Origin of the sequence: Streptomyces chilikensis (assembly GCF_001642695.1) — a bacterium.
Taxonomy (GTDB): domain Bacteria; phylum Actinomycetota; class Actinomycetes; order Streptomycetales; family Streptomycetaceae; genus Streptomyces; species Streptomyces chilikensis.
The window spans coordinates 1-4,855 of record NZ_LWCC02000091.1; the positions used below are offsets into that span (position 1 = coordinate 1).

Below are 4,855 nucleotides of genomic sequence, written 5' to 3' on the forward strand. Positions count from 1 at the left end.
GCTCCAGGACGACTGGGACAAGGGCGCGCGCGACCCCGGCTCCTTCGAGCCCGGCCAGGGCTTCGCCCTGCTCCACATCCCCACCCTGGACGTGGTGGTGCCGGTCGCCGAGGGCATCGACAAGGAGCGGGTGCTGGACCGCGGCATGGTCGGGCACTACGACGAGGAGAGCATCCCGACCGCCATGCCCGGCGACGAGTCCGGCAACTTCGGGCTCGCCGGTCACCGCAACACCCACGGCGAGCCGTTCCGCTACATCAACCGCCTGAAGCCCGGTGACCCGATCGTGGTGGAGACCCGCGACACCTACTACGTGTACCGGATGACCTCGATCCTTCCCTCCACCTCGCCCGGCAACATCTCCGTCCTCGACCCCGTGCCACCGGGGTCGGGTTTCACCGGCCCGGGCCGCTACATCACACTGACCACCTGCACCCCGGAGTTCACCAGCACCTACCGGATGATCGTCTGGGGCAAGATGGACGAGGAACGCCCGCGTGACGAGGGGAAGCCCGACGCGCTGGTGGACCCGTGACAAGGTGGTACGGGACACGACGGGGGACAGCCACGGTGGCAGCGGTGGAGCACGACCAAAGCGGCGAGGACACGCGCGCGCACCGGCGGAACGGTCGTCGTGTCTCCCGGGGGCCGGTGGCCACCCTGGTCGGCCTCCTGGGCGAACTGCTGATGACGGCCGGCGTGGTGCTCGGCCTCTTCGTCGTCTACTCGCTGTGGTGGACCAACCTGCTCGCCGACCGGGCGGCGGACCGGGAGAGCGACCGGATCCGCGACCGGTGGGAACAGGCGATGGACGGCGACGGCAAGCCCGGCGGCCTGGACACCAAGGACGGCATCGGCTTCCTCCACGTCCCGACGATGGAGGACGACCAGATACTGGTGAAGAAGGGCACCGACCCCAAGGTGCTCGACGACGGCGCGGCCGGCTACTACACCGACCCGGTCGAGGCCGCGCTCCCCACCAGCGGCAAGGACGGCAACTTCTCCCTGGCCGCGCACCGCGACGGGCACGGGGCCAAGTTCCACGGCATCCACAAGATCCGCGAGGGCGACCCGATCGTCTTCGAGAGCAAGGACGAGTGGTACGTCTACAAGGTCTTCGAGATCCTGCCGGAGACCTCCAAGTTCAACGTCGGCGTGCTGGATCCGGTGCCCGCGGACTCGGGGCGGAAGAAGCCCGGGAAGTTCATCACGCTGACCACCTGCACCCCGATGTACACGTCCGAGCACCGCTACATCGTCTGGGGCGAACTGGTCCGGGTGGATCCGGTCGACGAGCGGCGCACGCCCCCCAAGGAGATCAAGGACTCCTAGGCCGCCCGCCCGGCCCCTCCCAGGGCACCGCCCGGTCGGCGTGGCGGGTGGTGACGAACAGCAGGCACATCGCGGCGATGGCCACCCTTCCGGTGGCCTGGAGCAGCGGCCCGCGCAGCAGGATGAACGAGTACCCGGCGATCAGCGGGGCGACGACCAGCAGCAGCCGCCCCGGATGGCCCCGCCTCCCGGCGGAGGCCCTCGCCACCCTCCGGTCGAACCGGGCGGCCGCGTACCCGACGAGGCCCAGCCCGGCCGTCATCCCCACCGCGCCGAAGTCGACATACAGCTCCGCCCACACCGGTGAGGACAGGTTGGTGTTCCGCGTGCCCATCCACTGGCCCACCATCACCCCGGTGTCCACGGGCTTGCCCTCCCACACCGACCGCGGCACCGCGAACAGCAGGCAGCCCGCCAGCTGGTTGCCGTAGGTGTGCCCGGCGGAGTCGACGTAGGTGATCGTGTTGGCGAACATCCCGATCTGGTCGTAGTCCTTCAGCGCCAGCGGCTCCAGGAACGAGGTGGTCTCGATGGGCCGGGTGTTGTTCTCCTCGTAGCGGAAGGCGTCGGCGAAGGGGAACAGCAGCAGCGCCACCACCACGCCCAGCGTCAGCGACATCCGGTAGAGCGCCGCGCTCACCGGGAAGGCCGTGAACAGCAGCGCGAACATCACCGTCAGGAACCAGTAGCGCGGGTTCGATATCGGGTTGTTGACCACCGCGTTGAGGCAGCACAGCGACACGAGGACGGCGACCGTCGACCAGCTGCGCCGCGCCCGCCGGGAGGTGACCAGCATCCGGACGTGGACCAGCAGGGCGATCAGCGGCAGCACCGTGCCGAAACCGCGCACGAAGGCCTGACCCGCCTCCGACCCGTTGCCGGACAGGCCCGCGTCCTCCAGGCCGGCGGTGATCTCCTGACGGCTGGAGAAGAAGACCGCCGGTCCGCCCAGGCGCACCACCAGCAGTGCCGCCGCGGCGAAGGCCGCCAGGGTCAGCAGGTGCACGCGGCGCCGGTGCACCAGGCGCGGGCGGTCCCCGGGGCCGTCCTCCGCGCCCCCGCCGGCCCCGCCGCGGTCGTCCCGCTCCTCCTCGGCCTCCCGGCGCCGCCACGGCGGGCGGAACCGGGCCAGCAGGGCCCCCAGGTCGAAGGCGCAGCAGCCGAACAGCACCAGCGCGATCGCCAGCACCAGGTCCTCCCGCGGGCCCACCACGGGCGTCGGCACCCGGCCCAGCACCGCCTGCGCAAGCGGGGCCACCCCCATCGCCATGTAGCAGAACATCCAGAACGTGGCCTGCAGCAGCTTGCGGCGGCGGGCCAGGATCATGGCGCACAACCGCGTCCCGCAGTACGCGGTGAGCCCCGCCTGCAGCCAGTACGCGGTGTCCCGCACGCCACCGCCCGGCTGGTTCATCACCACCAGCGGCAACAGCAGCGGCAGGCCCAGCACCAGCGGCACCGACATCGCCGTGGTCAGCAGCGCGCGCGGCGCGAACGGCCGGGCCCACGCACGCGGGCGCGCGCCGCCGCCCCCGACGGCGGGGCCGCCCGGACCTGCGGAGTCCCGCGCCTGCTCGGCCAGGGACCCCCGCGGCCCGGCGACCGGTCGCTCGGTGGTCATCGCATCCCCCCACCCCGGTCCGGCCCCCCGGCCGGATCGCTCGCAGTCTACGAGCGGCCACCCGTCCCACGGCCGGCCCGTGGACGATGCGGCCGCGGTTGTCCACAGGCCCTGCCGTGACCGCTGACGACCCGTTAGCCTGTGATCGCCGCGTGGGGAGCGCGGCGGACCGGGAAGGCCGGCGGGGGCCGGTCTCCCGCCGGTCCTGGGGGAAGGGGGCCCGGCACATGCGCGATCTCTCGTCGTTCACCCTGGCCGGTTACGACAAGGGGCGGGGCAGGCTGGTCCAGGCCCTGTGGTTCGCGGTGATGAACCTGGTCTTCATGGCCTGGTGGTGCCCGCCGCGGCTGCGGGTCGCGCTGCTGCGCGCCTTCGGCGCGACGGTGGGCGAACGCGTGCTGATCCGGCACCGGGTCCGGGTGCTCTGGCCGTGGAAGCTGACCGTCGGCGACCACACCTGGATAGGCGAGGGCGCCTGGCTGCTCAACCTGGAGCCGGTCACGATCGGCCGCCACGTGTGCGTGTCCCAGGAGGCCCTACTCTGCACGGGGTCGCACGACCACCGCGCGGCCGACTTCCGCTACCGCAACGCCCCGATCACCGTGGAGGACGGCGCCTGGATAGCCGCCCGGGCCACGGTGCTGGCCGGCGCGACGGTCGGCCGGCACGCCGTGGTCGGCGCGGGCGCCGTGCTCCACCAGGACCTCCCCGGGCTCACCCTGCTCACCGCCGACGGTGGGCGCCGCCCGGTGGAGGAACCCGCGTGAGCGCCCCCGGCACGTCGCTGCGCGTGCTGCACGCGGTCACCCTGCACTCGCCCACCGGCGCCTTCGGCGGACCGGTCCGGGTCGCGCTCAACCTGGCGCACGGCCTGGCCGCCCGCGGCCACCGTCCCCGGCTCCTGGCGCTGGCCGACGGGTTCGACGGCGCACCGCCGCGCGAGGTGGAGGGGGTGCCCGCCCGGCTGTACCCGGCCCGCCGCCTGCTGCCGCTCGGCTTCAGCGGGATCACCTCGCCCGCCCTGCTGGCCGGTGCCGGACGCCTGGTGCGCGGCGCGGACCTGGTCCACGTCCACCTCGCCCGGGACCTGGTCACCCTGCCGGTGGCGCTGGCCGCGCTACGGGCCGGCGTGCCGCTGGTGCTGCAGACCCACGGCATGGTCGACCCCAGCGGCAGGGTGCTCGCCAAGGTGCTGGACGCGCTGGCGGTGCGCCGGGTGCTGCGCGGCGCGGCGGCGGTGCTCCACCTCACCGCGCACGAGCGGCGCGCCCTGGAGGCGGTGGTGGGCGCCCCGCTGCCGACCGCGGTGCACCTGGTGAACGGCGTGCCCGCCCAGGAACCGCGCCCGCTGCCCGCCGGACCGCCGCGGATCCTGTACGCCGCCCGGCTCCAGGCCCGCAAGCGCCCGGTGGACTTCGTCGACGCCGCGCCCGGCGTGCTGCGCGGGCATCCGGACGCGGAGTTCGTGATCGCCGGCCCCGACGAGGGCGAACTGCCCGCCGTGCGGCGGCGGATCGAGGAGCTGGGGCTGGCCGGCCGGGTCCTCTGCCTGGGCGCGCTGCCCCCCGCCCGGGTGCTGGAGGAACTGCGCCGCGCCCACGTCCACGTGCTGCCCTCGGTGGACGAGCCGTTCCCGATGTCGGTGCTGGAGTCGCTGTCGGTGGGCACGCCCGTCGTGGTGACGCGCTCCAACGGCCTGGCCCCGGCGGTCGGCGAGGCCGGTGCGGGCCGGGTGGTGGAGGGGGCGGGCGGACTCACCGGCGCGGTGCTGGAGCTGCTGGAGCCCCGCAGCGCCGGGAAGGCCTCGGCGGCTGCCCACAGGCTGGCCGGCGAGGCCTTCTCGATCGACGCGGTGGTCGGCGAACTGCTGGAGGTGTACGGCCGGGCGGCCGGCCGCCCCGG

At 73.9% G+C, this 4,855-nt stretch carries 5 protein-coding genes; 4 read left to right on the top strand and 1 reads right to left on the bottom strand.

Translation table 11 applies throughout. The annotated features are described in order from the left end of the window. Positions 1 to 535 (top strand): class E sortase (locus A2U95_RS23695; protein WP_166026565.1); only part of this gene is annotated, 535 nt, incomplete at its 5' end. A gap of 44 nt (positions 536 to 579) precedes the next feature. After that, a complete protein-coding gene (locus A2U95_RS23700) occupies positions 580 to 1,332 on the top strand; it encodes a class E sortase (protein ID WP_420857044.1) in 753 nt (250 codons plus the stop codon). Here A2U95_RS23700 and A2U95_RS23705 read toward each other — a convergent pair. Then, positions 1,319 to 2,953, bottom strand: coding sequence for an O-antigen polysaccharide polymerase Wzy family protein (locus A2U95_RS23705; protein WP_240957919.1), 1,635 nt, complete (start codon positions 2,951 to 2,953; stop codon positions 1,319 to 1,321). The genes A2U95_RS23700 and A2U95_RS23705 overlap by 14 nt on opposite strands. A 227-nt stretch (positions 2,954 to 3,180) precedes the next feature. On the opposite strand from A2U95_RS23705, the gene A2U95_RS23710 reads away from it, so the two are divergent. Together A2U95_RS23710 and A2U95_RS23715 are read left to right on the top strand one after the other, a co-directional pair. Next, complete coding sequence (locus tag A2U95_RS23710) at positions 3,181 to 3,720, top strand: WcaF family extracellular polysaccharide biosynthesis acetyltransferase (protein ID WP_166026567.1); 540 nt, start codon at positions 3,181 to 3,183, stop codon at positions 3,718 to 3,720. A gap of 17 nt (positions 3,721 to 3,737) precedes the next feature. Continuing rightward, on the top strand, positions 3,738 to 4,855 hold a 1,118-nt coding region (locus A2U95_RS23715; RefSeq protein ID WP_166026573.1), incomplete at its 3' end, for a glycosyltransferase.

What these genes read in the sequence shown, in the direction of transcription:
- A2U95_RS23705 (WP_240957919.1), bottom strand. Translation starts at nt 2,953, where the DNA reads ATGACCACCGAGCGACCGGTCGCCGGGCCGCGGGGGTCCCTGGCCGAG.
- A2U95_RS23710 (WP_166026567.1), top strand. Translation starts at nt 3,181, where the DNA reads ATGCGCGATCTCTCGTCGTTCACCCTGGCCGGTTACGACAAGGGGCGG.